The organism is Streptomyces sp. NPDC007901 (assembly GCF_042959465.1).
GTDB lineage: Bacteria > Actinomycetota > Actinomycetes > Streptomycetales > Streptomycetaceae > Streptomyces.
Map to the genome: position 1 here is coordinate 26,489 of NZ_JBIBKW010000004.1, position 26,237 is coordinate 52,725.

A 26,237-nucleotide genomic window follows, 5' to 3' on the forward strand; every position below is an offset into this window, starting at 1 on the left:
CGAGGGGGGCGAGGGCCGCTCAGGCCGAGGGCTTCTTGAACATCCGGGTCGCCGTGATCTCGCTGTGTACGGCCTCTCCCGCCTGGGGCTGCTGCGGCAGCCCGGGCCGGAGGTGTTCCTCGACGCTGATGTACTTCAGCCCGGCCCTGAGGTCGGCATCGTTCCGCAATCTGATGACCAGTGGGAACTCGGCCAGCGCGGTCGTGTCGAACAGCCCGGTCGTGTAGAGCAGCTGCACCCCCAGGGCGTCCGACACGGCCCGCTGAAGCTCCAGCAGATACGTCGCGTTGGCACGCCCGATGGGGTTGTCGAGGAACAGCGTCCCCGCGTGCCGGTGCTTGTCCCGGCCCCGGTCGTTGGAGCGCAGCGCGGCCATCGTGCAGTACAGGGCGATGGCCGCCGTGAGCAGCTGCCCGCCGGAGAACACGTCGCCCATCTGCCCCACCGGGACCCGCTCCGCGCGCAGCACCGCGTCGGGCTTGAGGATCTCGACGGCGATCCCCTTCGGCTGCAGAGCGGCCGCGACTCCGCGCAGCAGCAGGGACATTCCGTCCCGCCGCAGGTCGGAGTTCTTCTTCACGGCGGCCCGGGTCGCCTCGTCGACGACCTCGCCGAGCCGTTCGGTGAGGGTGGCCTGGTCGGGCTCCTCGAAGCGGATGCGCAGGAACTCCTGCCCGGACCACTCGCCGAGCCCCTCGGGCAGCCGGGACAGCCGCTGGGCGGACCGCAAGGTCGCGAGCGCGGACTCGACGAGCCCGCGCAGCCGGTCCACGATCGAGTCCCGGTTGCGCTCCAGCTGCGCCAGCTCGTCGGTCAGCACACGGAGTCGGGGGGCGAAGGCGTCGGCCCACTTCTGGGCGTGCTCGGGCAGCGCGGAGGCAGGCAGTTCACGGATCTGCTGGCGCGCGGGGGTGCGGACCGCCTCGTACCGCGTGGAGTTGGCGTGCCGGACCAGCACATCGCTCGCCTCGCGTACGGCGGACTCGGCGGTGGACAGGTCACCGGCGCAGCCGCGCAGCGAGCGGCGGGCCTCGGCGGCGGACTGCCGGGCCTCCTCCAGGCTGCCGGGGTAGGGCTCGGGCGCCTCCTGCTCCTCCTCGGGGGCGTGCTCGCGCAGCAGGTCGCGGAGCATGGCGGCGATCTCGTCGAAGCCGCCGGCCGCGTCCTCGGCGGCGCGGTGGGTGCCCAGCAGTTCGGTGTGGGCCTCGCGGGCCTGGTTCAACGCCTCGGTGCGTGCGGCCAGTTCCGCCGTCGCGGTGCGCAGCAGCGCCTGGGCGTGCTCGGCGTCGCGCGGCTGGAGCTCCTCAGGCAGCTCGGTGTGCGCCTCGCCGTCCTCGGGGGCGTGCCGCTCGGCCTCGCCGCGCAGCCGCCCGAGCTGCTCGCTGGCGGTGGACATCCGGGTCTCCAGGAGCTGCACCAGCTCCTCCGCGCGGGCGGCGGCGGCCTGCCGGGAGGGCCCGTCGGAGCCGTCGGGTGACTGGAGCAGCTGCCCGGCGCGGGTGCGGACCTTGTTGCTCAGCCGGTCCAGTTCCGCGAGCGCAGCGCTCTCGTCGCTCTCCGAACGGGCCTGCTCGGCGCGTAGGTCGGCGCCGACGCCGACCTTCTCGTAGACCTGGGAGGCGGCCCGGTAGGCCTCGCGCAAGGCGGGCAGCGAGGACCTGGGGTCGTCCTCGTCCGCCTCGGGCACGTCGTCGGGGGCGCCCGCGATCTCGGAGCGCTCGGCGCGCAGCGCGCGGGCGGTGCGGCGGGCGTCGTCGGCGGCGCGCTGGGCGGCGCGCCGGTCCTCGTCGGCGGCCCGGGCGCGCTCCAGACAGGACTGGGCCCGGGCCTCCGACTCGACGGCCTCGTCGGCGAGTTCCCGCAGTCTGACCTGCCAGCCGGACCGTTCGCGGAGCCGGAACGCGAGGCCGGCGAGGGCGTCGGCGGCCCGCCGGGCCTTCTGCGCGGCCTCCTGCCGTTCGTCGCGCACCTGGGCGGCCTCGGCGGCGGCCTCCTCGGCCTCCGCCCGCACGGCCCGCGCCTCGGTCAGTTCGGCCTCGGACTCCTCCGCGAACACACGGGCGTCCCCCGCGGCCTGCGCCAGCTCAACGAGCCGCCCCGCCGGGCAGCCGGTGCGCCAGGAGGCGAGTCGGGCGGCCAGCTCGCGGTCCTTGCCGAGCCGCGCGGCGAGGCTGCGGATCTCCTCGTCCCGCTCGGTCGCCCGGGCGCGGAGCGCCTGCCGTTCCTCGTCGGCGGCGTGCTCGTCGTGCATGGCCGGGTTCGGCGGTACGAGGAACACGTCGCCCGGGGTGGCGACGGCGGCCGGAGTCGGTGCGAGCAGGGCGGCGGCCGTGCCGACGGCGACGGCGGAACGCGGCAGCAGGGCCGCCTCGCCGAGCGCCTCGCGAGCCCGCGCGTGCGTGTCCGGGTCGGTGATGATGACGCCGTCGACGAGTTCGGGGCGGGCGGCGAGCACGCGCGCGTGGTCCGCCGGGTCGACGGCCTGGGCGAGATAGCGCCAGCCGGGCAGGGCCGGGATGCCGTGCTCGCCGAGGAACTCGACGGTGGCCAGCACATCGGGCCCGGGGGGCAGCAGTCCGCCGTCGCCGAGGGCACCGAGGATCCGGGAGTCGTCGGCGGCGGCGGTGCGCAGCTCGAACAGGTGCCGCTCGGCGGAACCGACGGCGTCGTCGAGCAGCTCGCGCAACTCGTCGGCGAACCGGTCGAGTTCCTCGGGGGTGAGCGTGTCGTCGCCGCCCTCGTGCCGGGGCCGTGGCACAGCCGTACGGGAACCGGTGAGGCCCAGCAGTTCGGCGAGCCGCTGCTCGGCCGCCAGGGCCTCGGCGAGGCGCTTCTCGGCGTCGTACGTCCGCTCGGCCGCCGTCGCCGCGTCCGCCGCGCGGGCGGCCGTGAGTTCGGCGCGGGACTCGGCGGAGGCCGCCTCGCGCGCGTGCTCGGCGGTCTTGCGGGAGGCCTCGCGGGCGGTGTCCCAGGCGGCCACGGCCGTCTTCTCGGCGTCGCTGGCCGCGAGGGCGGCGCGGGCCGGGTCGGCGTCCGGGGCGCTGTCGTCGAGCCAGCCCGCGCGGACCGCCTCGGCGGTCTCCTGCTCGACCTCGCCGAGGCGCTGGCGCAGATGTCCGGCCTCGCTGCGGGCACGCTGGGCCTCGGTGGCGGAGGAGGTCGAGTCCTGGTACGCGGAGTCGCTGACCTCCTGGAGGGCGGCGGACCGCTCCTCCTCCTCGTTGGCGAGGTTCTCGGCGCTCTCGGCGGCCGCGTGCAGGGCCCTGACGAGGTCGACGGCGGCCTTGGCGCGGGCGGCGAGCGCGGGGGCCGCGTCCCGTTCGGCCTCCTGGATCGCGGTGGCCACCCGTGCGACGCGGTCGGCGGCGGCCCGGTGCCGCAGCACGGCCTCGGCGGCCTGCCAGGCGGAGTGCAGGGTGCGCGCGTCGGCCAGCTCGCGCTTCTGCGCGGCGGCCGACTTCTCACCGACGGCCAGCGCCAGCGAGGCGTGCCGGTAGGCGAGTTCGGCGGCGATGAGCGCGCTGCGCTCACGGGCCCCCTCGGACTGGGTGACGGCGTAGGCGGCGGCCGTGACCCGCTCGGCGAGTTCGGCGGCGCGCACCCGCTCCTCCACGCCCCGTGCGGACAACCGTCGCGCGAGCGTCCGCGTACGGCGTTCGGCGCCCGCGTGGATGTCCCGCGCGCGGGCCCGCCCCTCCGCGGCCTCCACGATCCGCCCGAGCAGCTCCACCGACCCGGCGGTGAAGTCCCGTTCGGCGATCAGTTCGGCGCGCCGCCCCAGCTTGTTGCCGAAGCCGCCGACCAGGTCGGCGAGCCCGTCGGTGTCCCTGGTGTCGGTCACGGCCCGCAGCAGCAGGTCGGTGAAGTCGGAGTCCTTCTTCACCGCGAACAGGCCGGCGGCCTCGCCCTCGTCGGCGTTCATCTCCCGCTGGTAGCGGAAGAGTTCGGGGTCCAGGCCCAGGTCGCCGAGGTGCTCGATCCAGCGGTCGTGGATCTCCTCCCAGTGCACCTCGAGGTGCGGGTAGAACTTGCTCGCCTCGGTGATGGCGTCCCTAAAGCCCTTCATGGTCCGCCGCCGCCCCTGTGCGCCGGAGGCGCCCTCCACCGGCGGTCGTACGGCGGTGGACTCGGCGACCGGCAGGTTGTCCAGGGAGAGCCCCGGCCCGGGCCGGAAGGAGTACCAGGCCTCCGCGAACTTCCGCGGGTCGTTGGAGACCTGCCGCCCCCGCCACTCGCTCACCTTGCCCACGACCACGCACTCGCCGGTCAGGGTGTGCTGCCACTCCAGGGCGACATGCCCGCAGTCGTCGGCGAGCAGGAACTTGCGCAGCACACCCGAGCTGGCGCCGCCGAGGGTGTTGCGGTGGCCCGGCAGCATCACCGAGAAGATCAGCTTGAGCAGCACCGACTTGCCGCCGCCGTTCTCCAGGAAGAGCACCCCGGCGGGCGCGGGCCGGCGCGGCGGCCCGACCGGCTCCTCCTCGAAGAACTCCGCCTGGGTGGGGGCGGGGTCGGGCACGGGCTCGCCGACACCGCGCAGGTCCAGCACGGTGTCGGCGTAGCGCGCACCGGCGGGCCCGATGGAGTAGAGGCGGACCCGGGACAGCTCGTACATGGCGGACTCTCGTAAGGCTTGGGAAAGGGGTTCTGACGGCTCAGGAGTGGAACGGCAGCCCGGCGTCGGCGACCAGGTCCAGATCCTCGGTGTCGTCGGCGGGCATCAGGCTGGCCGTGCCGTCGGTGACCGGGACGACGCCGAGTTCCAGCAGCTCGGCCATGGCGGCGCTGCCCGCCATGTCTCGCACCTGGAGCTGGTAGCGGGCCGTCGTGCGATAGGTGCCGCCCTGGTCGTCGCCGGTGCGCTGGAGGAACCCGGAGTCGGTGAGGAAAACGACCGCCTTGCCGATGATCCCGGTGGTGGAACCCGCCAGCCGGCGGGCGTCCTTGGTGGCGCCGGTCGCACTGCGTCTGGCCCAGATCCGCCAGGCGGCCTCCAGGCCTGGCGCGTCGGTGGCGGGGTCGGTGTTCTCCCCCAGCTCCTCCGCCCGCTCCTCCAGCCGGCGGCAGGCCTGCCGTACGAAGGCGTCGACGCCGTTGACGGTGATCCGCCCGATGTAGGCGTCGTCGGCCAGGTCCTCGGGGCGTGGGAAGGCCAGCGCGGCGACGGCGAGATGGGCGAGTCCGTGCAGGAAGCGGTCGCTGCCGTCCGCCGACGTACGACGCGCGTAGTCGCCCATGCGAACGGCGAACACCGAGTCCTCGGCGGCGGTCACGGCCATCCCCGCGCGGGGCGACACCTCGAGCACCACCAGCCCGAGCCCGGCGGCCACGGCATCCGCGAGCCGTGCGAACGCGGGATCCTCCCGGTACCGCCGCAGCAGCTCCGTGTACTCCTGATCACGCGCGGGCTGCAGCTTGGGCTGCAGCCCGAAGGCGACGAGCCGCGCGGCATCGGCGGCATCGGCCGGCGTGACGGCAGCGGGCGCCGCCCCGGCAGACACCTCAGCCTCGACGTACTCGCTCACAACGACAACTCCCTCGACTTGAAAACAGGGTCGGCGCAAGCGCCCCGTCAGGGGCGCGGGGAACTGCGCGACCAGCCACGAACGGCCCGCACCCGGCACCCGACATCACGCCGCCTCGGTCCGATCCGCAGCCATCCCCACCGCATCCAGCAGAGCGGTCCCCACGATCAGATCCGCCCCACCGAACTCGGGATCGTCCAGCTCGGTCCCGTCGTCCACGGCGAACAGCAACTTCCCCTCGCCCTGCCGATACGCCGTACCCACCGCGGGACTGGCCGCGTGCACGGCCAACAAGGCCACCAGATAGGGCAGATCAGGATCGGACCGCCGCGCCTGCGCCAACAGCCCCGACAACCGTCGCGGCGCGTCGGCCGGAAGATCCAGCAACTCCATGGCGGCCGCCAGCTGCTCCTCGCTGAACCGGCTGTCGTCCGGCGTGGCGATGAGGTCCGGCTCCGGCATCTCCGCGCCCAGGTGCTCCCGCTCGACCGGCGGCGTCAACAGTATGTCGACGAGGTCGCCCACCCGCACCGACACCGGCGTCCGCAGCCCGGTGCCGCGCGCGAAGAACGCGCTCGTGACCCGGCTCGCCTGCTCCAGCGGCAACGGCAGCAGCGGCGCGACGAGATGCCCGTACAGGTCTATGCCGGACGTCGTCATCGGTGTCGCGAACGCCTGCCGGTCCTGCTCCGCGCGGAACAGCGGCCCGGCCTCCAGCAGTCGCGACTGCAACTGCGTGTGGCGTCGGATGCAGTCCTTGACGATGTCGACGAGCTCGGCGGCGCGCCGCTTGTTCTCGGGGTCCTCGGTCTCGTCGCGGGCCCTGCGGATGTTGGTGAGGATCGCGTTCTCGTGCCGGTAACGGTCGGCGACGTGGTCCAGGGCCTCGGCGATCATGTCGGGGACGGCGTTGAGCCAGTCCACCGCGCGGACGTTGCGCCGGGTGGCGTCCAGGGCGCGGCGCAGGCTCTCCGAGTACTGGACGGTCCGGTAGCGGGCCTGCTCCGCGGCGAGCTGGGCGTCGGCGAGGCGGCCGCGGTTGATCAGCACCTCCAGCTTGACCTCGGCGGCGATCTGGGCGCTGGTGACGTCCGTGTCGAGGGCGCCGACCAGGACGTTGACCGCCTCGTCCGTGGTCCGCAGGTACACCGTGCCGCCGGGGCCCGGCACCTCCTCGATGAGCTTGAAGTCGTAGTCCCGGCGGACGTAGGACCCGTCGGGCGCGAAGGTGCCGTACACCGCGCGGAAGCCGCGGTCGACGCTGCCGACGTTGATCAGGTTCTCCAGGACCCAGCGGGCCACCCGCTCGTGCTCGGCGACCGGGCGGTGCGGGGTCTGGGCGGAGATGCGCGGGATCAGCCGGGCGACGATCTGCTCGTGGTCGGCGCCGGTGTCGAAGTCCATGTTGAGGGTGACCAGGTCGATGGCGGAGAGGGCCACCTCGGCCATGCCGTAGACGGAGTACTCGCCGGCCAGGTTCGCCTTGCGGGTGTCGAGGTCGTGCAGCGGCGCGGTGCACGCGAGCGCGCGCAGCCGCCGCGCCAGCCCCTCGTCGGCGGCCGGGCCCGGTGCCGGGCGCGGCCCCGCGCTGAGCTGGGGCGGAACGCTGTCCGTCGATGCAGGCGAAGTCACGGTGCACAGACTAGGTCCTGGGTCTGACAACCACCCAAAATCGGTGCGGGCCGGTGGGGGGCCTGTCGCGCCCACGCGGCGGCAGCCGCAGATTCAACACAGCCCCGCGCCCCTATGGGGCGCTGCTGTCCACTCGGCGTCGGTAGACCTCCACCACTCGTTCCAGCGAATCCGTGAGGTACGTCTCCAGCAGCCGCTCCGCCGCGCGCCTGTCACCGCCCTGCAGCGACTCCAGGATCTCCCGGTTCCGGGCCAGGTACGGCTCGTGCAGCGCGTGCGGATCGTCGACCACGTGGAACGCAAGGCGGAGTTCGGCGAAGACACTGCGCATCAGTTCGTCGGTGCGCTCGCTGCCGGCCAGGGCGACCAGTTCCCGGTGGAAGTGGATATTGGCCGTACCCACTGCTTTCCAGTCATCTCCGGCCGCCGCCCGCTGCCCCTCGGTGACCGCCGCCGACAGGGCGTCCAGGGCGTACGGCGGGTCGCCGAGGCCGCGTACGACGGCGCACTCGACGAGGGTCCGGGTGCGGTAGATGTCCTCGACGTCCTCGACGGCCAGGACCCGGACGAAGACGCCCCGGTTGAGTTCGTGGACGAGCAGGCGTTCATGGGTGAGCAGCCGGAACGCCTCGCGCAGGGTGTTGCGGGAGACGCCGAGCGCGCCGCCGATGCCGTCCTCCGACAGGCGGGTGCCTGGCGGGAAGTAACCCTCGGCGATCCGGCTTCTGAGGATGTCGGAGACCCGTTCGGCGGTGCTGGTGCGCCCGAGGAGGGCGCGGTCGTCGGCCAGTCCCGTCAGCTGCTCTGCCATGCCCGAATTCAACCGCAGACACAGGAACGAAACAACGTGGCTATTGAAGGATCGTTGAACGATCCTCTACGGTGCTCTTCACGCTCACCTCGACACGGCCCCGCACGGCCCGGCACGGCACCGCACGGCTCAGCCCACGCACCCTCCGTCCCCTCATCTGCGAGGTGCACATGAGCACGACTCCTCCACCCCAGGCCCTGACCGACACACAGCAGGGCAGGGGTGAACGCGCCGCCGAGGACGGCGCGTTCGGCTGGCTGCACGCCCTCGGCCCGCGCGGCCGGCACGCGTTCGCCGGTGCTTTCGGCGGATATGCCCTGGATTCATACGACTACTTCACGCTGCCGCTGAGCATGGTCGCGCTCGCGGCGTACTTCGGTCTGGACAGCGGCCAGACCGGCCTGTTCACCACCGTCACCCTGGTGGTCTCCGCGGTCGGCGGCGCCGTGGCGGGCGTGGTGGCGGACCGGGTCGGCCGGGTCCGCGCCCTGATGATCACGGTGATCACCTACGCGGTCTTCACGGTGGCCTGCGGTTTCGCGCCCAACTACGAGACGCTGCTGGCGTTCCGCGCCCTCCAGGGCCTCGGTTTCGGTGGCGAGTGGGCGGTCGGCGCCATCCTGGTCGCCGAGTACGCGAGCGCCCGGCACCGCGGTCGCACGCTGGGCGCGATCCAGAGTTCCTGGGCCGTCGGCTGGGCCCTCGCCGCGATCGTGTACACGCTGGTCTTCTCGTTCGTCGGCGACGACATGGCCTGGCGGGTGATGTTCTGGACCGGCGCGCTCCCCGCGCTGCTCGTGGTCTGGCTGCGCCGCCGGGTGCACGACGCCCCGCAGGCGGTCGCGGTACGGGAACAGAGCCCGCAGCGCGGCTCGTTCGCCGCGATCTTCCGGCGGGGCACGGCCGACGCGCCCGGGCTGCTGCGCACCACGGTCTTCGCAGGCCTGCTCTCCACGGGGGTGCAGGGCGGCTACTACACGCTGGCGACCTGGATCCCGACGTACCTCAAGACCGACCGCGGTCTCTCGGTCGTCGGCACCGGCGGCTATCTGACCTTCCTGATCTCCGGGGCGTTCCTCGGCTACCTGACCGGCGGCTATCTCACCGACCGGCTGGGCCGACGGCGCAACATCTGGCTGTTCGCACTGCTGTCGGCGGTCTGTGTGCTGGCGTACGCGAACATCCCGGACGGCGCCGACACGCTGCTCCTGGTGCTCGGTTTCCCGCTCGGGTTCTGTATGTCGGCGATCTTCAGCGGCTTCGGTTCGTATCTGAGCGAGCTGTACCCGACGGCGGTGCGCGGCACCGGGCAGGGCTTCACGTACAACACCGGACGCGCGGTGGGCGCGGTCTTCCCGACCCTGGTGGGCTTCCTGGCCGACAGCTGGGGCGTGGGCGGCGCGCTGGTCTTCGGCGCCGCCGGATACGCGCTCGCCGCCCTCGCCCTGTTCGGACTGCCGGAGACGCGCGGGAAGGAACTGGCGTGAACCGTACGGAAGACCGCTCACCCGTCCTCGCGACCAAGGACCGGCCCGTCGTCCTGACCGACGAGCACGCGCACGCGTGGAGCCCGAGCACCGCGCGGGCCCGCTTCCGGGAGGGCCTCACGGGCGCCACGGCCGGGGTCGCGGCCGGTCACACCCAGGCCAACCTGATCTCGGTGCCCGCGGACTGGGCGTACGACATGCTGCTGTTCTGCCAGCGCAATCCCAAGCCCTGTCCGGTGCTCGACGTCACCGACGCCGGGGCCACGGGCACCGTGCTCGCGGAGGGCGCGGACCTCCGCACCGACCTGCCGCGCTACCGGGTGTGGCGGGACGGGGAGCTGGTGGACGAGCCGACGGACGTGCGCGCGTACTGGCGGGACGACCTGGTGTCGTTCCTGCTCGGGTGCAGCTTCACCTTCGAGTGGGCGCTGGCCGGGGCCGGAGTGCCGATCCGGCACGTCGAGCAGGGCCGGAACGTGCCGATGTACGTCACCAGCAGCCCGTGCCGTCCGGCGGGGCGGCTGAGCGGGCCGATGGTGGTGTCCATGCGCCCGGTGCCCCCGGCGCACCTGTCCGCCGCGATCCGGGAGAGCAGTCTGCTCCCGGCGGTGCACGGCGGCCCCGTGCACTGCGGCGATCCCTCGGTGCTCGGCATCGACGACCTGGGCCGACCGGACTTCGGCGACCCGGTGGACGCCGACCCGGACGACATCCCGGTGTTCTGGGCGTGCGGGGTGACCCCGCAGGCGGCGGTGATGGCCTCACGGCCGCCGTTCGCCCTCACGCACGCGCCGGGCCAGATGTTCATCAGCGACGCCCGCGACGAGCAGTACCGCGTGGCCTGACAGGGGAGACAACGGATCCATGACCTCGATCGACCTGAACGCCGATCTCGGCGAGGGCTTCGGCCGGTGGCGGCTGACCGACGACGAGCAGTTGCTGTCCGTCGTCACCAGCGCCAACGTGGCCTGCGGCTTCCACGCCGGGGACGCGGCAACCATGCGGCGGGTGTGCGAGCTGGCGGCCGGGCGCGGGGTGACGATCGGCGCCCAGGTGTCCTACCGGGACCTGGCGGGGTTCGGGCGGCGCGCGATGGACGTGCCGCCCGCCGAGCTGGCGGCCGAGGTGGCCTACCAGATCGGCGCCCTCGAGGTGTTCGCCCGGGCGGCGGGCTCGCGCGTGGCGTACGTGAAGCCGCACGGCGCGCTCTACAACCGGGTGGTGCACGACGAGGAGCAGGCCGCCGCGGTGGTCGACGGCGTACTCCTCGCGGACGCCTCGCTGCCCGTGCTCGGGCTGCCCGGTTCGCGGCTGCTGGAGCGGGCCGGGAAAGCGGGGCTGCCGGCCGTCCCGGAGGCGTTCGCGGACCGCGCGTACACCGACGAGGGGACGCTCGTCCCGCGCGGGCGCGAGGGCGCGGTGGTGAGCGACCCGGAGACGGTCGTGGAGCGCTCGGTGGAACTGGCGCGCTCCGGCGCGGTCACCGCACACTCCGGCGCGCGCATCGCCGTACGCGCGCGCTCCCTCTGTCTGCACGGCGACACCCCGGGCGCCGTGGAGCTGGCGCGCCGGGTGCGCGCGCGGCTCGCGGCGGCGGGCGTGACCGTGGCGGCCTTCGCATGAGCGGGACCGACCGCACCGGAACCACCATGCCCATGGCCACGCGGCTCGTCGGTGACGATGCCCTCCTCGTCGAGGTCGCCACCGGCGCCGACGCCCAGTCCCTCCACGCCGAGCTGCTGCGCCGCCGCGCGGAGGGCTCGCTGACGGTCCGCGAGATCGTGCCCGCCGCCCGCACGGTCCTGCTCGACGGCCTCGACGACCCGGCTCGCTGGGCGACCGAGCTGGCCGCCGCGGCGATCCCTCCCACTCCCCCAGGCGCGCGTGCGGCGATCGAGCTGCCCGTGCGCTACGACGGTCCGGACCTCGCCGAGGTCGCCGCGCACTGGCGGGTGCCCGAGCGGGAGGTCGCCCGCATCCACGCGGAAGCCGACTTCACGGTCGCCTTCTGCGGCTTCGCGCCGGGCTTCGGCTACCTCACCGGGCTTCCCGCCCGCTACGACGTGCCGCGCCGCGCCACCCCGCGCACGGCCGTGCCCGCGGGCGCGGTCGCGCTGGCCGGGCCGTACACCGGGGTGTACCCGCGCTCCTCGCCGGGCGGCTGGCAGCTGATCGGGACGACGGAGGCGGTGTTGTGGGACCACGCGCGCGTGCCGGCCGCGCTGCTGGCACCGGGGACTCGGGTGCGGTTCGTGCCGGTGGGGGGGCTGTGACCGACCGTGCGCTCGTCGTCGTACGGGCCGGGGCGCTGACCACCGTGCAGGACCGGGGGCGGCCCGGGTACGCGCATCTCGGGGTGCCCCGTTCCGGCGCGCTGGACGCGCCCGCCGCGGCGCTCGTCAACCGGCTGGTCGGCAACTCCCCCGACGCGGCGGTCCTGGAGACGACGCTCAACGGCTGTGCCGTACGGCCGCGTTCCACTGTGGTGGTCGCGGTCGGCGGTGCGCCGTGCCCGGTCGCGGTGGGCGGGCGCCCGGCCGCGTGGGGCGCGCCCGTGGTGGTTCCGGCCGGAGATCTGCTGGAGGTGGGAACGGCGCTGTCCGGCGTACGGAGTTATGTGGCCGTCTCCGGCGGGATCGCCGTCGAGCCGGTGCTGGGCAGCCGGGCCACGGACCTCCTCTCCGGGCTCGGCCCCGCCCCGCTGGCGGACGGCACGGTGCTGCCGCTGGGGGTTCCGGCGGGCCCGCACGCGCGCGTGGACGTCGGACCGCAGCCGTCCCCGCCGGCCGAGCTGGTGCTGCGGGTGACGCTCGGCCCGCGCGCCGACTGGTTCACGGCCGGTGCCGTGCGGGCGTTCACCTCGCGCGCGTACCGCGTGTCGTCGGCGAGCAACCGGATCGGGCTGCGCACGGAAGGGCCCGCCCTGGAGCGGGCCCTTCCCGGTGAACTCCCCAGCGAGGGCATGGTCCTCGGCGCCGTCCAGGTGCCGCCGGACGGACGTCCGGTGGTGTTCCTGGCCGACCATCCGACCACCGGCGGCTATCCGGTGATCGCGGTGGTCCGCGCCGCCGACCTCCCGGCGGCGGCCCAGGCGGTCCCGGGCACCCCGGTCCGCTTCGTGGCCGTACGCCGCCGCTGAACCGTCGTGCACCGCCGTTTAACCGCCGTACGCCGCCGCTGAACCGTCGTACGGCACCGCTCGTTCGGCGAGGCCGGCGCCGTCGGCCTCACGCGGCGTCGGCGGGCCGCTCCGGCGGGTGGAGGGCGGCGAGCGCGGCGGAGACGGCGGCCGACGCGCTCAGGTCCAGGCGGGCGCTGGTCCCCTTGCGGCGGTGCCGCATCTCGTCGAGGGCCAGCCGCATCAGCTGGGGCAGCAGGTCGCGGCAGCGCCTGATCACCCAGGCGGTGCCGGCGGTGGCCAGCCAGAACAGGCTCGCCGACTTGGTCGGCGCCGCGAACTCGGGTTCGGGGGACGGCGCCGTCCCTGTCGCCTTGCCCATCGGGGCGAGCATGGCGTGGAAGCGGACGGCGAGCTGCCGGTGCCCGCGCTCGCACGGGTGCAGCCGGTCCGCGCTCCACAGCCCGCGGTCGGTGAGCCAGGCGCCCTCCGCCGCGTGCAGATGGACGGCCCCGTACCGCTCGGACAGGGCGTGCACGACCGCGTTGACCGCGCGCTGCCGGCGGGCCAGCGGGCGGGCCAGGGCGCCCGGGAGCCGCAGCATCGAGCCGGGGTCGGGCAGACAGGCCGTGAGCAGGGTCGCGCCTTGTTGGGTGAAGGCCGCGTAGACCCTGTCGAGCCGTTCGGCCACCGCGTGGATGTCGAAGGTACAGCGCAGGGTGTCGTTGACGCCTATGACGACGGCGACGATGTCGGGGCGCAGGTCCAGTGCGGCCGGGGTCTGGCGTTCCAGCACGTCCCTGGTCTGCGCCCCGCTCACCGCGAGGTTGGTGAAGTCCACGTCCTTGACGGCGAGTCCGCCGGCCAGCAGCGCGGCCCAGCCGCGCCACCCGTCGCCGGCGGGGTCGCCCACGCCCTCGGTCAGCGAGTCCCCGAGCGCCACGAAGCGAACCGCTCTCATGCCACGCCCTCCGGCACGACACGACGGACCGGTTCCGTCGCTCCGCTCTCGTCACGACGGCACAGCACCGGCGCGTCGTGAGCGGCGAGGAAGGCCTCCACGGCCGTTCCCCAGCCGAAGCACTCCGCACGCGCGCGTGCCGTCTCCCGGCGCTGGGCGGCGGGGCGCTCCAGGAGCATCTCCACCGCGTCGGCGAACGCCTCCCCGCGGTCGGCCGCGGTGGCCCCCGCGGAGCCGATCACCTCGGGCAGCGCGGAGGAGGCGCTGGCGACCACGGGGGTCCCGCAGGCCATGGCCTCCAGCGCGGCGAGCCCGAAGGTCTCGGCGGGCCCGGGCGCCAGCGCGACGTCGGCGGACGCCTGCAGCGAGCCCAGGGTGTCCCGGTCGGAGACGTGCCCCAGGAAGGTCACCGGCAGCCGGCGCTCCCGCGCGCGCTGTTCCAGGCGCTCCCGCAGCGGCCCGTCGCCGGCGACGACCAGGACGACCCGGCGCCCGCGCCGTACCAGCGCCTCCAGGGCGTCCAGGGCGGTGCCGGGCCGCTTCTCCACGGAGAGCCGCGAGCACATGACGAGCAGGGCTTCGTCGTCGCGCGCGTGCCGCGCCCGCAGGTCGAGGTCGCGCATCGAGGGATGGCGGCCGATCAGGTCGACGCCCAGGGGGGCGCGTACGACGTTGCGCGCGCCGATGCGGATGAACTCGCGCTCGGCGAACTCGGTGGTGCACACCACGCGCGCGTACGTGTGCGCCGTACGGATGTTCAGGGCGTCGGCGGTGCGCCGGGACATGTTCTCGGACAGGCCCCAGGTGCGCAGGACGCCGTCGGCGGTCTCGTGGGAGACCATCACGGCGGGGACCCGGGCGCGGCGGGCCCAGCGGCCGGTCCAGCGCAGGGTGGTCCGGTCGGACACCTCCAGGCGGTCCGGGGCGAGGCGCTCCAGGAGGGTCTGCACCCGCTTCTTGTCGACGAGGACGCGGTAGCCGCCGGTGCCGGGCAGCAGCGGGCCGGGCAGCGTGATGACCCGGCCCTGCTCCTCGTCCCGGTCCGAGTAGCGCTCGCCGGGCACGATCAGGACCGATTCGTGGCCGGCGGCCACGAAGCCCTTCCCGAGCTCGCGCAGGGCGGTGCGCAGACCGCCCGAGGACGGGGCCACGAAGTTGGCGAGGCGGACGATGCGCAGAGGTGCGGACGAAGAGGCGCTCATGCCGCCACCACCGGCCGGCGTGCCGCGAGCACGTCCTCGTAGTGCTGGATCAGCTGGTCGCCGACCGCGGCCCAGGTGCGGCCCTCGACGGTCTGGCGGGCGGCGGCGCCGAAGCCGGCCCGCAGCGCGGGGTCGGCCACCAGGGACGCCACGGCCTCGCGGACGGCGCCCGCGTCGCGCGGCGGGACCAGGAACCCGGTGCGGCCGTGGTCGACCAGGTCGATCGGGCCGCCGACGGCGGGCGCGACGACCGGGACGCCGCTGGCCATGGCCTCCTGGACGGTCTGGCAGAACGTCTCGAAGGGGCCGGTGTGCGCGAAGACGTCGAAGGAGGCGAAGATCCGGGCGAGGTCGGAGCCGGTGCGGCGGCCGAGGAAGACCGCGCCGGGCAGCGCCTCGGTGAGGTGCGCCTGGCTGGGCCCGTCGCCCACGATCACGACCTTGACGCCGTCCAGGCCGCAGACCCCGGCGAGGAGTTCGATCTGCTTCTCGGGGGCGAGCCGGCCGACGTAGCCGACGATGACCTCGCCGTTCGGGGCGATCTCGCGGCGCAGTGCCTCGTCGCGGAACTCGGGGCGGAAGCGGACGGTGTCCACGCCGCGCTGCCACAGCTGGATCCGGGGGACGCCGTGCGCCTCCAGGTCGCTGATCGAGGCGGTGGACGGGGCGAGGGTGCGGTCGGCGGCGCCGTGGACGGACCGGATCCGCCGCCAGGCGGCCGCCTCGCCGGCGCCCACGTAGGTACGCGCGTATCCGGCCAGGTCGGTCTGGTAGACGGCGACGGCGGGGACGCCGAGCCGGGCGGCGGCGGCCATGCCGCGGACGCCGAGGATGAAGGGGCTGGCCAGGTGCACCACGTCGGGACGGTGCTCGATCAGCGCGGTGGCGAGCTTGCGGCTGGGGAGAGCCACGCGGACCTGGGGATAGCCCGGGAGCGGAAGGGAGGGGACATGGACGACAGGGCACGGCGCGGCGGCCGCGGCGAGCCTGTTTCCGGGGGCGGGGGCCGGTGCGACGACGAGGGGAGCGTGACCGCGATCGACGAGGTGTCGGGCGGTCTGGAGCGCGCAGTGGGCCACGCCGTTCACATCGGGGGGAAAGGATTCGGTCACGATGACGACACGCATACCGGTGTTGTCGCCGCGCTGGACGTGGCCGCGTCAAAGTGGATCTTTCCGATGGTTAAACGTCCCATGAGCGTTGGCCTGCACACCCGAGCGGGCCAGCCGGCGTCCATGCGTGGCTGGCCTGTCGGTCACGGGCTGTTCACCCGGCGGGCGGTCGTCCGCGTACGGAACGTGTGGGGGACCCCCCGTGGTTCCCGTGGTGAAGCCGTCGTCCCCCGTGGATGTGTCACACGGCGGGTGTGTCCGGTCCGATGCGGCTGCGGACGGCCGTCTGGACCTCGGCCTCCTCGGCGGGGTCGGCGGCGAGCCGGCGGAGCTGTTCGACGACCCGGGCGTCACCGGTCTCGGCGTGCCGGGCGGCGATCTCGCGGGTGGTCTCCTCGCAGTCCCACAGGCATTCGACGGCGAATCCGGTGGCGAAGGAGGGATCGGTGGCGGCCAGGGCGCGGGCTGCGCGGCCGCGGAGATGGGACGAGGCGGTCTCACGGTAGACGTGCCGCAGGACGGGGGCGGCGCAGGCGATGCCCAGCCGTCCGGTGCCGTCGACGAGCGTCCAGAGCGTCGGGGCGTCGGGGCCTTCGCCGCGTACGGCCTCCCGGAGGGCCGCCAGGACCAGTTCGCTGTCCTGGGCTCCGCCCCGGCAGGCGAGCATCCGTCCGGCGGCGGCGCCCAGGGCGTCGGGCCGGCGGGCCCAGCCGCGAGCCTGGTCGACGGCGGCGATACTGCGCATGCGTTCGAAGGCGTCGACGGCCGCCTCCAGGACGGTGGCGGTGCCGTCGGTGACCGCGGCCTCGATCAGGTTCAGCGCGTCGGGGTCGTTGCTGTCCGCGAGGTAGCGCAACGCGGTGCAGCGGGCTCCGTCGGTGCCGTCCTTGGCGGCCTGGAGGATCTCCGGCCGGTCCTCGGGTCCGGCCACGGCGACCAGGCAGCGGGCGGCCGGCACATGAAGGGCCGCGCCCCGGTCGACGCCCTGCTGGGCCCACTCGAAGACCGCCCGCACGCTCCACCCCGGACGGGGCCCGGTAGGTCGCATCTGACGTTGCCAGCGGTCGAAGCAGCCGGTCTCCTGCGCGGCACGCACGCGCGTGGCGATCGATTCGCGCGGATCCTCGGCCCACAGCCGCCAGGGCCGTGGTTCGAAGGCGTCCCGGACGGCGGCGGCAAGTTCGGCCTCGCCCTCGGCGTCCGTGGTGAAGCGCGCGAGCACCGGGGCGGCCAGGGCGCGCAGGCCCGCGTCGTCGTCCCGCAGGGCCAGCTCGTCCAGGGCCCAGGCCCAGTTGGAGCCGGTGGCGGCGTACCTGCGCAGCAGTACGAGCGCGTCCCGCCTGCCGTAGGAGGCGAGGTGCCCGAGCACGGCCAGCGCGAGGCCGGTACGGGACTCCTCGTCGTCGAGGACGTCCTCGGGGTCGAAGAGATGCGCCTCGATGGCGTCCAGCTCGCCGTTCAGGTCGAGGTAGAGCCGGGCGTAGTAGAGCGAGCGGTTCTCCACCTGCCAGTCGTGGCGGGGGTCGCTCAGCACACAGTGGTTCAGAGCCGCGAGCGCCTCGGCGCGAGGGGCGGTGAGCGCGTGCAGCGTGCCGTCGCCTCGGCCCCGCTGGAGCAGGCCGAGCAGCGTACCGCTGGGCGCTATGACCGGATCGAACATGGGAAACAGCCTCACATCAAGCGTCGATGCAACCGGGGAACACGCATTACCTGGCCGCGTGACACAACGTCGGAGCGCCCGCCGTCTCTTGCTTGCTGTAGACCATTTCTCTCTGCCTCTCGTCAGTGGCCCATGCGGGCCGATCACGGCCCGCGCGGTGCGGCAACACCTGCCCGGCCATCGCGTCCGTGAATCACGACGTCATGATGACTCGGCACTTCGACCTGCCGCGACCGAAATTTCGGCGGCCCTGTACCGCCTCCCCCGTTATGTGTGTTTTCGCTGGTCAGAACAGACGTATCAGTGGGTACCGAACAAATCCAGAATCTCTGCCTTGCCGAACATCCGTGCGGTGTCGACGGCCGACGGGGTGCCCGAGGCCGGATCCGCGCCGGCCTCCAGAAGCACCTTGATCACTTCTGTCTCGCCCTTGAAGACCGCCCCCGCGAGCGGGGTCTGGCCTCGGTCGTTGATCCGGTCCGCCTCAGCACCCCGGGCCAGCAGTTCGCGTACCGCCTCGGCGTGCCCGTGGTACGCGGCGAGCATCACCAGGGAGTCACCGCGGTCGTTGGTGAGGTTGGCCGGAACGCCCGCGTCGACGTACGCCACGAGCGCCTCGGCCCGCCCCTGCCGGGCCAGATCGAAGATCTTGGTCGCCAGCTCCACGACCTCGGGGTCGGGGGCTTCGCTCATCGCACGGACCGCCTCTCCTGTGTGCTGCGGGGACTTTCGCGGACGGGTGGAGCGTACGGCAACGGGCGGGCCGCGGGGCCGTACGAGTGAATCGTCAGCGTACTGGCTCTGGGTGCACATGACCGGTTCCGCCCGAGGTAAAGATCACCGCAGCCCCGCCGAGCGACCACCGTCCCGCACCGATCGGCGGCCGACCTGGTCGGCACAGGTCAGGAATGATCCACCAACCGAGTGAAATTCGCCAGAATTCACCCAATTGCACCTTTTATCGTATGGATACCTGCTGTGATCCTGGAAGAACTCATGGTGACTGTCCCCCTTCGACACCAGGAGATCTCAAATGATCCTCTCCATGTCAGGCGTCGTCCTGCTCGGCATCATCGTCTTTCTCTTCTTCCGCAAGGACGGGCTGAAGGCGTCGCACGCCACGATCTCGGCGCTCTTCGGCTTCTACCTCGCCAGCACGGCCATCGCACCGAGCATCAAGGCAGGCGGCGAGAGCCTGGCCAGCCTGCTCGGCGGCATCAAGTTCTGACGCCGCTCCCGCCCGTCCGCACCGTCAGGAGACAGCAGTGGCCCGGCGCCCTCTTCCCCGCATTCTGAGCAACGGCGGCATGCAGCTCGCCCGGAGCCGGGAGCTGGCCCGGACGGCTGCCGACAGTGCCACCGACGTTCTCCATCCGCTCATCACCGTCACCCGCGGAATGCGCCGGCTCGCCTCGGCCGGGCGGCGCAGATGGGCGGAGACACCCAAGGACAAGCGGGGACCACTGCTCTTCCTGGTGGCCTCGGTCGTCCTGGTCGTGGCACTGGTGCCGTACGGGCCCCTGCTCGCCGTCATCACCCTGATGGCGGCGAGCGCCTGGCACGGCCGTGACACCGCCCCACCCCCGCCGGAGGGCCCCGACGAGTCGCAGACCCAGCGGCTCCAGTCCCTGTACGAGGCCCTGGTGCCGTACTTCTCGGCCGCCGAGGACCCGGCGCCGCTGTACGCACACGGCGGGGAGTGGGAGAAGGCCTTCATCGCCCACGAGTTCGACGACACGGGCCGGGTCGGCCAGCTCCTGATCCGCTACCCCGCCTACTTCCCGGACGGCGAGCCCGCGGCCCGCGCCCGGATCGAGAACCTCCTCACCGCGAAGTCCGGACGAGGCCGCGAGTACCACTTCGCGTGGGACGAGGAGGGCAACCACCTCACGGTGAACGTCCTCGCCCCGCTGCCCACCGACATCGCCGCCCAGCGCTTCGTCACCGCGCCGGGCGAGACGGTCCTCGGCTTCACCGACCCCGCCGAGGTCCAGCGCACCCTCCCGCTCGCCTACGGCGAGGAGCGGCGGGACGTCCCGCCGGTCGTCTGGCGCACCGGTGCCCGCTCCACCGAGCCGCACCTGCTGGTCGTCGGCCGCCCCGGCAGCGGTACCTCCACTCTGCTGCGCTCCATCGCCCTGCAGGCCCTCCAGTACGGCGACGTCCTGGTCGTCGAGGGCGGCGGCACCGGCGAGTACGCGTGCCTCACCGGCCGGGACGGGGTGCTCGCCGTGGAGTGCGGGCTCACCGGAGCACTCGCCAGTCTGGAATGGGCCGCGCACGAGACCGAACGCCGGCTCGTCGCCCTCAACCGCGCACGACAGGCCGGCCACCCGCAGCCGGACGACTGCAAGCGCCCCCTGTGGATCCTCCTGGACCGCCCGAGCGCCTACGTCCACCTGGCCTCCGCGGCCGGCCACCCCGATCCGCAGTCCCACCTCCAGGTCCCCCTCCGCCACGGCCGCGCGGCCAACGTCACCGTGGTCATCGCCGAACAGCTCGACAGCGCGGACGCGTTGAGCGAGGCGGTACGACAGCACACCCCCGCACGTGTCGTCCTGGGCCCGGCCCTGCCCGACGAACTGGCGGCGGTACTGGGCGCCCCACCCCACACCACCCCACTCGCCCAGGTACCACCGGGCCGCGGCTACGCCCGACTCGGCCACGGCCCGGTCCTGCGCCTCCAGGTACCCGCCACCCCCGACCCCTACGACGACGCCACGAGCGACGTCTACCGCGAGGCGGTACTGGCGTTGCTCCCGCCGCGCAGCGGGGAGATGGACGACGCGGCACCGGTGGAGGCTGCCGTAGCCGAGGGCTGAGGTGAGGGTGGGACGCTTACCGACGGAAGAAGCCCCGGCTGCAGCGCCCCTTCAGGGGGCGGGGAACTGCGCGACCAGCCCCGCCCACCCGCACCCGAACCACTACGCCACAAGGAAACCCCTACGCCACAAACGTCCGCGGCGACTCGCTCCCCCCGGACGCCCCCGCCTCCACCAACCGCGCCGCAGCCGCCAACCGCACCGCCGCCTCGTCCGCCACCGCTCCCCCCACGGTGAACGGAAGCCGCACATACCCCTCGAACGCCCCGTCGACCCCGAACCGCGGCCCCGAGGGGACCCGTACCCCCACCCGCTCCCCCGCCTCCGCCAGCCGCGAGCCGGACAGCCCCCCGGTCCGCACCCACAGCGTCAGACCGCCCTGCGGAACCTCGAACTCCCACTCCGGCAGCTCCCGCCGGACCGCCGTCACCAGCGCCTCCCGGTTCTCGCGTGCCTGCGCCCGACGCAGATCGACCGCCTGTTCCCAGCCACCGGTGCTGAAGAGCCAGTTCACCGCCAACTGCTCCAAGACCGGCGTCCCCAGGTCGGCGTAGGCCCGGGCGGCGACCAGGCTGCGGATCACGTCGGGAGCCGCCCGTACCCAGCCGATACGCATGCCCGCCCAGAAGGCCTTGCTGGCGGAGCCGACCGTGATGACGGTCGAGCCCGCCGGGTCGAAGCCGCAGACCGGGCGGGGCATCTCCACGTCCTCGTCCAGCCACAGCTCGCTCATCGTCTCGTCGGCGACCAGCACCGTGCCCGCCGAGCGGGCCGCGTCCACCAGCCGACGGCGCTGGTCCTCGTCGGCCAGCGCCCCCGTGGGATTGTGGAAGTCGGCGACGACATAGGCGATCCGGGGCGCCGCCTCCCGCAGCACCTGACGCCAGCGGTCCACGTCCCAGCCCGACAGTCCTTCGGCCATCGCGACGGGGACGAGGCGGGCGCCCGCCTCCCGCATCAGCTGGAGGATGTTGGCGTACGACGGCGACTCGACGGCGATGCGTTCGCCGCGCCCGCCGAAGAGATGGCAGATCGCGTCGATCGCGCCCATCGCGCCGGTCGTGACCATGATCTGCTCGGGCATGGTGGGGATGCCGCGCGCCGTGTAGCGCTCGGCGATCATCGCGCGCAGGACGGGGAGCCCGGCCGGGTAGTCGCCGTGCGTGTGGGCGTACGGCGGGAGTTCCTCCAGGGCGCCCTGGACCGCGCGGGTCAGCCACGGCTCGGGCGCGGGCAGGGCGGCGGTGCCGAGGTCGATCACCGAGCCGAGGGCCTCGGGGGGCAGTGGTTCGAGGCCGCGGGCGGGGAGCGGGTTGCCCGCCGGGACGGCGGTCCAGCTGCCGGCGCCCCGCCGGGACTCCAGGAACCCCTCCGCGCGCAGCGCCTCGTACGCGGCCGCCACCGTGGTACGGCTGACGGACAGGGACAGCGCCAGCTCGCGTTCGGCGGGCAGCCGGGCGGCGACGGGGACGCGTCCTTCCAGGACCAGCAGCCGGATGCCGTCGGCGAGGGCGCGATAGGCGGGCGGACGCCGGGTGCCGGGGCCGGCGGGCCTTTCCTGCTGCGAGTTGAGCAGCCGGGCGAGCTGTGCGACACCCACCGCCGAGGTCCACTGCACCATCTGAATCAGTCCACCTTCCCCGAATTGGCCATGGCCGGCCGTCTCTCCCGAGCCACAGAGTGACACGGGTCAGGCCACCTTTACCACCAGGGGGGTATCCCTTGTCCACGCAAGGCCGTCTCGGACGACGGTTGGTCCAGCTCTACGCGGGGCTCACGCTGTACGGAGTGAGTTCCGCGCTGCTCGTCGAGGCGGGCCTCGGTCTGGAGCCCTGGGGGGTGCTGCACCAGGGGCTCGCCGGGCACACCGGGCTGAGCATCGGCACGGTGTCGATCGTCGTGGGCGCGGCCGTGCTGCTGCTGTGGATCCCGCTGCGCCAGCGGCCGGGCCTGGGCACGGTCTCCAACGTCTTCGTCATCGGGCTCGCGATGAACGCCACGCTCGCGCTCGTCCCCGAGGCACACGCGTTCGCCGTGCGGATTCCGCTGATGGCGGCGGGCATCGTGCTCAACGGGGCGGCCACCGGCCTGTACATCGCGGCGAGCTTCGGGCCGGGTCCGCGCGACGGTCTGATGACCGGGCTGCACCGCCGCAGCGGCCGGTCGATCCGGCTGATCCGGACGGGGATCGAGGTCGCGGTGGTGGTCACGGGGTTCGTGCTCGGCGGGACCGTGGGCGTCGGCACCCTGCTGTACGCCGTGTCCATCGGGCCGCTCGCACAGCTCTTCCTGAAGGTGTTCGCCGTTCCGGCGGCATCCGGTGGCAGTACGGTCGTTGCCAGGGGGTCATCGGCGCAGGTCATACTTCGCCCGTGAGCACGCTGATACGCCACCCGTACCTGGACCACCCCGGTCCCATCCCCTTCGCCCACCGGGGCGGGGCCGCGGAGGGCCTGGAGAACACCGTGGCGCAGTTCCGGCGCGCGGTCGAGCTCGGCTACCGGTACATCGAGACCGATGTGCACGCGACGGCGGACGGCAGGCTCGTCGCCTTCCACGACGACACCCTGGACCGGGTCACCGACGGGGTCGGCCGGATCGCCGACCTGCCGTGGCAGGACGTACGGCAGGCGCGGGTGGCGGGCCGTGAGCCGCTCCCCCTCTTCGAGGAGCTGCTCGATGAGTTCCCCGACGTCCGCTGGAACGTGGACGCCAAGGCGGAACCGGCGCTGCGGCCGCTGCTCGACCTGATCGAGCGGACGGACGCCTACGACCGGGTGTGCGTGGGGTCGTTCTCGGAGGCACGGGTGCTGCGGGCGCAGCGGCTGGCCGGGCCGCGGCTGGCCACCTCGTTCGGCACCCGCGGTGTGGTCGGGCTGCGGCTGCGCTCCTGGGGGCTGCCCGCGTCGGTGCGCCGGTCGGCCGTCGCCGCCCAGGTGCCCGAGTCGCAGTCCGGAGTCCCGGTGGTCGACCGGCGCTTCGTGCGCGCCGCCCACGCGCTCGGGCTGCACGTCCACGTGTGGACCATCAACGAACCCGAGCGGATGCACCGGCTCCTGGACCTGGGAGTCGATGGCATCATGACCGATCACATCGACACGTTGCGTGAGGTCATGCGGGACCGCGGCGTCTGGTTCTGAGACGCGCACGGCACCGCCACGGGAAAGGCGAGGGCACGGGTGGGCACCGAGACCGTGCGGACGGGGGCCTTGGACGAGGCCGCCGAGCTGCGGCGCGAACAGCGCGGCTGGTACTTCTACGACTGGGCGTGCTCGGTCTACTCGACGAGCGTCCTCACCGTGTTCCTCGGCCCGTATCTCACCTCGGTCGCCGAGCACGCGGCGGACGCCGACGGCTATGTGCACCCGCTCGGCGTCCCGGTGCGGGCGGGCTCCTTCTTCGCCTACTCGGTCTCCCTGTCGGTGATCCTCTCGGTGGTGCTGATGCCCCTGGTGGGCAGCGCCGCCGACCGCACCGGCCGCAAGAAGCACCTGCTGGGCGCGGCCGCGTACACCGGGGCCGCGGCGACCACGGGCATGTTCTTCCTGGACGGCGACCGCTATCTGCTCGGCGGGGTGCTGCTGATCGTCGCGAACGCCGCCCAGTCCGTCGCCCTGATGCTCTACAACTCCTATCTCCCGCAGATCGCCCCGCCCGAGGAACGCGACGCGATCTCCTCCCGGGGCTGGGCCTTCGGCTACCTGGCCGGCTCCCTGGTGCTGATCGTCAACCTGGTCCTGTACTCCGCGCACGACTCCTTCGGTCTGTCCGAGACGGAGGCGGTCCGCATCTGCCTGGCCGCTGCGGGTCTGTGGTGGGGTGCCTTCACCCTCGTCCCCCTACGACGGCTGCGCGACCGGGGCGGCCGGGGCGGCCCGGCGGCGGCCGAGGCGACGGCGCCGGGGCTGCGCCAACTCGCGGCGACCGTCCGGGACATGCGCCGCCATCCGCTGACGCTCTCCTTCCTCCTGGCGTACCTCATCTACAACGACGGCATCCAGACCGTGATCTCGCAGGCGTCCGTCTACGGCTCCGAGGAGCTCGGGCTCGGCCAGTCGACGCTCATCGGGGCCGTCCTGCTGGTGCAGGTGCTGGCCGTGGCGGGCGCCCTGACGATGGGGCGGCTGGCCCGGACGTACGGGGCGAAGCGCACGATCCTGGGCTCGCTGGTGGCGTGGACGGTGACGCTGGCTGCCGGGTACTTCCTGCCGACCGGGGCGCCCGTGTGGTTCTTCGTCCTCGCGTCCGGCATCGGCCTCGTGCTCGGCGGCAGCCAGGCCCTGTCCCGCTCCTTGTTCTCGCATCTGGTGCCGCCCGGCAAAGAAGCCGAGTACTTCGCGGCGTACGAGATGAGCGATCGGGGGATGAGCTGGCTGGGACCGTTGTTGTTCGGGGTCACCTACCAGCTGACCGGGAGCTACCGCTCGGCGATCATCTCGCTGGTGGCCTTCTTCGTCATCGGGTTCGCGCTGCTCGCGCGGGTACCGGTGCGGCGGGCGATCGTCGAGGCGGGCAACCCGGTTCCGCAGAAGATCTGAGAGAAGATCCGCGAAAAGATCCAGCGGGAAGATTTAGCGTTCAACGCGGAAGGGCGGTAGTGTACGCGTTTGGCCTGCCAGGCGTACCGTTACTGCGCGTCAAAGATGCCGAAACGCTGGGTGACATCCGCTAGCAGATGTGACAAACCGGGCGCTGGTGGGTACAACAAGGGGCGGCTACGACGGCGACGCATGACCCTGAACGGGAATCTTTACCGCCGACCGGACGTTGACCGGATGACGACGACAGCGACACCTGTCCTGTGGGCGACAAGCCCGGGAGGCACGATTCATGAGTGAGCGAGCTCTTCGCGGTACGCGCCTCGTGGTGACCAGCTACGAGACGGACCGCGGCATCGACCTGGCCCCGCGCCAGGCCGTGGAGTACGCATGCGAGAAGGGGCACCGCTTCGAGATGCCCTTCTCGGTCGAGGCGGAGATCCCGCCGGAGTGGGAGTGCAAGGTCTGCGGGGCGCAGGCACTCCTCGTGGACGGCGACGGCCCTGAAGAGAAGAAGGCCAAGCCCGCGCGTACCCACTGGGACATGCTGATGGAGCGGCGCACCCGCGAGGAACTCGAAGAGGTCCTCGAGGAGCGTCTGGCGGTTCTGCGTTCCGGGGCGATGAACATCGCGATTCATCCCAGGGACAGCCGCAAGTCCGCATAGTCCCGTCCAACGGGAAGCCGACATAACCAAAACCGAGGGCGCCGCACGTTCAGTGAACGTGCGGCGCCCTCGTTTCTGCGTGCCCGCGCGGGGAGCTGATTCCGCCCGCCCGCGCGGGGAGCCGGAAGGCGGTCACCGCGTCAGCGGCGGCCGCTCTCCCGTCTGGCCGTCGCCCGGCTGCGGGCCGGCGTCGCGGATCACCTCGCCCTGGACCACCTTGCCGTCGGGGCGGTGCATACGGGCCTGCTGGAAGGCGTTGCCCAGGGTGCCGGGGGCGGCGGCGCGGAGCTTGCGTTCGAAGGTGCGCTCCGCGAGGCGGGAGACCGCCTTCTGTACGGGCGGCAGCAGGAGCAGCAGGCCGAGGGCGTCGGAGACCAGGCCGGGGATCATGAGCAGCAGGCCGCCCAGCATCATCAGGCCGTTGCCGCCGCCGCTCTCCGGTGAGCCGCCGCGCTGGATCGCCTCGTTGAGGCTCTGGAAGGCACGCCGGCCGGCCCGCTTGATGACCACGGAACCCGCGACGAAACCCGCCACCAGCAGCAGGAACACGGTCATGCCGCCCGCCGCGCCCGCGACCACGGTCAGCAGCCAGATCTCCAGCACCAGCCATGCGGCGATGCCCAACGGCAGGTATCTGGCAAGCCGGGAGCGCCGGGGCCGGTCGGTGTACGGAGGGGTCTGCGCGCCAGTCGTCATGCGTCC

The 26,237-nt window shown here is 73.2% G+C and carries 22 protein-coding genes; 11 read left to right on the plus strand and 11 right to left on the minus strand.

Annotated elements, in window-relative coordinates; genetic code table 11:
* Positions 1 to 19: 19 nt before the first annotated feature.
* The 4 genes from ACFZDK_RS14765 to ACFZDK_RS14780 all read right to left on the minus strand — a co-directional run bounded on the left by ACFZDK_RS14765 (position 20) and on the right by ACFZDK_RS14780 (position 7,968).
* A complete protein-coding gene (locus ACFZDK_RS14765; RefSeq protein ID WP_390972574.1) occupies positions 20 to 4,615 on the minus strand; it encodes a hypothetical protein in 4,596 nt (1,531 codons plus the stop codon).
* Between the two features lie 40 nt (positions 4,616 to 4,655).
* Entirely contained in the window at positions 4,656 to 5,525 is an 870-nt protein-coding gene (locus tag ACFZDK_RS14770) for a hypothetical protein (protein WP_390972575.1), read from the minus strand.
* Between the two features lie 105 nt (positions 5,526 to 5,630).
* Entirely contained in the window at positions 5,631 to 7,157 is a 1,527-nt protein-coding gene (locus tag ACFZDK_RS14775) for a hypothetical protein (protein ID WP_390972576.1), read from the minus strand.
* A 112-nt stretch (positions 7,158 to 7,269) separates the two neighbouring features.
* A complete protein-coding gene (locus ACFZDK_RS14780) occupies positions 7,270 to 7,968 on the minus strand; it encodes an FCD domain-containing protein (protein ID WP_390972577.1) in 699 nt (232 codons plus the stop codon).
* A gap of 170 nt (positions 7,969 to 8,138) precedes the next feature.
* On the opposite strand from ACFZDK_RS14780, the gene ACFZDK_RS14785 reads away from it, so the two are divergent.
* From ACFZDK_RS14785 to ACFZDK_RS14805, 5 genes are read left to right on the plus strand one after another with little or no spacing between them, the layout of a single operon-like run.
* Positions 8,139 to 9,455 carry an MFS transporter gene (locus ACFZDK_RS14785; protein WP_390972578.1) on the plus strand — a complete coding sequence of 439 codons (1,317 nt, stop codon included), beginning with the start codon at positions 8,139 to 8,141 and terminating at the stop codon, positions 9,453 to 9,455.
* Complete coding sequence (locus tag ACFZDK_RS14790) at positions 9,452 to 10,300, plus strand: putative hydro-lyase (protein ID WP_390972579.1); 849 nt, start codon at positions 9,452 to 9,454, stop codon at positions 10,298 to 10,300. The genes ACFZDK_RS14785 and ACFZDK_RS14790 overlap by 4 nt, the downstream gene beginning before the upstream one ends.
* Positions 10,301 to 10,319: 19 nt before the next feature.
* A complete protein-coding gene (locus ACFZDK_RS14795) occupies positions 10,320 to 11,078 on the plus strand; it encodes a 5-oxoprolinase subunit PxpA (protein ID WP_390972580.1) in 759 nt (252 codons plus the stop codon).
* 32 nt (positions 11,079 to 11,110) lie between these two features.
* On the plus strand, positions 11,111 to 11,728 hold the full coding sequence (locus ACFZDK_RS14800; protein ID WP_390973400.1) for a carboxyltransferase domain-containing protein: 618 nt from the start codon (positions 11,111 to 11,113) through the stop codon (positions 11,726 to 11,728).
* The gene (locus tag ACFZDK_RS14805) at positions 11,725 to 12,594 is read left to right on the plus strand and encodes a 5-oxoprolinase/urea amidolyase family protein (RefSeq protein ID WP_390972581.1); all 870 of its coding nucleotides are present in this window, start codon (positions 11,725 to 11,727) and stop codon (positions 12,592 to 12,594) included. The genes ACFZDK_RS14800 and ACFZDK_RS14805 overlap by 4 nt, the downstream gene beginning before the upstream one ends.
* 88 nt (positions 12,595 to 12,682) lie before the next feature.
* Here ACFZDK_RS14805 and ACFZDK_RS14810 read toward each other — a convergent pair whose 3' ends face one another.
* From ACFZDK_RS14810 to ACFZDK_RS14830, 5 genes are all read right to left on the minus strand, one after another.
* Positions 12,683 to 13,534: a GDSL-type esterase/lipase family protein gene (locus ACFZDK_RS14810; protein WP_390972583.1), complete on the minus strand. Its 852-nt coding sequence runs from the start codon at positions 13,532 to 13,534 to the stop codon at positions 12,683 to 12,685.
* On the minus strand, positions 13,531 to 14,736 hold the full coding sequence (locus ACFZDK_RS14815; protein ID WP_390972584.1) for a glycosyltransferase: 1,206 nt from the start codon (positions 14,734 to 14,736) through the stop codon (positions 13,531 to 13,533). Before ACFZDK_RS14815 ends, ACFZDK_RS14810 begins: the two co-directional genes overlap by 4 nt.
* Positions 14,733 to 15,863 carry a glycosyltransferase gene (locus ACFZDK_RS14820; RefSeq protein WP_390972586.1) on the minus strand — a complete coding sequence of 377 codons (1,131 nt, stop codon included), beginning with the start codon at positions 15,861 to 15,863 and terminating at the stop codon, positions 14,733 to 14,735. Before ACFZDK_RS14820 ends, ACFZDK_RS14815 begins: the two co-directional genes overlap by 4 nt.
* Positions 15,864 to 16,089: 226 nt before the next feature.
* Positions 16,090 to 17,508: a HEAT repeat domain-containing protein gene (locus tag ACFZDK_RS14825; RefSeq protein ID WP_390972588.1), complete on the minus strand. Its 1,419-nt coding sequence runs from the start codon at positions 17,506 to 17,508 to the stop codon at positions 16,090 to 16,092.
* 300 nt (positions 17,509 to 17,808) lie between these two features.
* Complete coding sequence (locus tag ACFZDK_RS14830) at positions 17,809 to 18,201, minus strand: ankyrin repeat domain-containing protein (RefSeq protein WP_390972590.1); 393 nt, start codon at positions 18,199 to 18,201, stop codon at positions 17,809 to 17,811.
* Between the two features lie 340 nt (positions 18,202 to 18,541).
* Here ACFZDK_RS14830 and ACFZDK_RS14835 point away from each other — a divergent pair, with 340 nt between their 5' ends.
* Together ACFZDK_RS14835 and ACFZDK_RS14840 are read left to right on the plus strand one after the other, a co-directional pair.
* Positions 18,542 to 18,736, plus strand: coding sequence for a hypothetical protein (locus ACFZDK_RS14835; RefSeq protein ID WP_355722683.1), 195 nt, complete (start codon positions 18,542 to 18,544; stop codon positions 18,734 to 18,736).
* A gap of 37 nt (positions 18,737 to 18,773) precedes the next feature.
* Positions 18,774 to 20,330, plus strand: a complete 1,557-nt coding sequence (locus tag ACFZDK_RS14840; protein ID WP_390972592.1) for an ABC transporter ATP-binding protein — start codon at positions 18,774 to 18,776, stop codon at positions 20,328 to 20,330.
* A 121-nt stretch (positions 20,331 to 20,451) separates the two neighbouring features.
* On the opposite strand, the gene ACFZDK_RS14845 is transcribed toward ACFZDK_RS14840, so the two are convergent.
* The gene (locus ACFZDK_RS14845; RefSeq protein WP_390972594.1) at positions 20,452 to 21,951 is read right to left on the minus strand and encodes an aminotransferase class I/II-fold pyridoxal phosphate-dependent enzyme; all 1,500 of its coding nucleotides are present in this window, start codon (positions 21,949 to 21,951) and stop codon (positions 20,452 to 20,454) included.
* Between the two features lie 101 nt (positions 21,952 to 22,052).
* Between ACFZDK_RS14845 and ACFZDK_RS14850 the strand changes: the two genes are divergently transcribed.
* The 4 genes from ACFZDK_RS14850 to ACFZDK_RS14865 all read left to right on the plus strand — a co-directional run bounded on the left by ACFZDK_RS14850 (position 22,053) and on the right by ACFZDK_RS14865 (position 25,535).
* On the plus strand, positions 22,053 to 22,706 hold the full coding sequence (locus ACFZDK_RS14850) for a YitT family protein (protein WP_390972596.1): 654 nt from the start codon (positions 22,053 to 22,055) through the stop codon (positions 22,704 to 22,706).
* Positions 22,703 to 23,470, plus strand: coding sequence for a glycerophosphodiester phosphodiesterase family protein (locus ACFZDK_RS14855; protein ID WP_390972597.1), 768 nt, complete (start codon positions 22,703 to 22,705; stop codon positions 23,468 to 23,470). Before ACFZDK_RS14850 ends, ACFZDK_RS14855 begins: the two co-directional genes overlap by 4 nt.
* A 39-nt stretch (positions 23,471 to 23,509) precedes the next feature.
* Positions 23,510 to 24,868 carry an MFS transporter gene (locus tag ACFZDK_RS14860; RefSeq protein ID WP_390972598.1) on the plus strand — a complete coding sequence of 453 codons (1,359 nt, stop codon included), beginning with the start codon at positions 23,510 to 23,512 and terminating at the stop codon, positions 24,866 to 24,868.
* Between the two features lie 292 nt (positions 24,869 to 25,160).
* The gene (locus ACFZDK_RS14865; protein WP_010046329.1) at positions 25,161 to 25,535 is read left to right on the plus strand and encodes an RNA polymerase-binding protein RbpA; all 375 of its coding nucleotides are present in this window, start codon (positions 25,161 to 25,163) and stop codon (positions 25,533 to 25,535) included.
* Positions 25,536 to 25,667: 132 nt separating this feature from the next.
* Here ACFZDK_RS14865 and fxsA read toward each other — a convergent pair whose 3' ends face one another.
* Positions 25,668 to 26,231, minus strand: a complete 564-nt coding sequence (gene fxsA / locus ACFZDK_RS14870; RefSeq protein WP_390972600.1) for an FxsA family membrane protein — start codon at positions 26,229 to 26,231, stop codon at positions 25,668 to 25,670.
* Positions 26,232 to 26,237: the final 6 nt, after the last annotated feature.